Source organism: Staphylococcus sp. HMSC62A08, assembly GCF_001839105.1.
Taxonomy (GTDB): Bacteria; Bacillota; Bacilli; order Staphylococcales; family Staphylococcaceae; genus Staphylococcus; species Staphylococcus caprae.
Genome location: NZ_KV840057.1, coordinates 1 through 223 on the forward strand (window position 1 = coordinate 1; position 223 = coordinate 223).

The window sequence follows — 223 nt, forward strand, 5'->3', positions numbered from 1 at the left end:
GGGTCAGAGGTTCGAATCCTCTATGGCTCATTACGATTTTATTAATATGCGGAAGTAGTTCAGTGGTAGAACACCACCTTGCCAAGGTGGGGGTCGCGGGTTCGAATCCCGTCTTCCGCTCCATTATTTTGCCGGGGTGGCGGAACTGGCAGACGCACAGGACTTAAAATCCTGCGGTGAGAGATCACCGTACCGGTTCGATTCCGGTCCTCGGCACCATCTT

At 53.4% G+C, this 223-nt stretch carries 2 tRNA genes; both read left to right on the forward strand.

The annotated features are described in order from the left end of the window. Positions 1-48: 48 nt before the first annotated feature. A tRNA-Gly gene (locus HMPREF3264_RS12150) sits at positions 49-123 on the forward strand. A 7-nt stretch (positions 124-130) separates the two neighbouring features. Continuing rightward, a tRNA-Leu gene (locus HMPREF3264_RS12155) sits at positions 131-219 on the forward strand. Positions 220-223 lie beyond the last annotated feature (4 nt).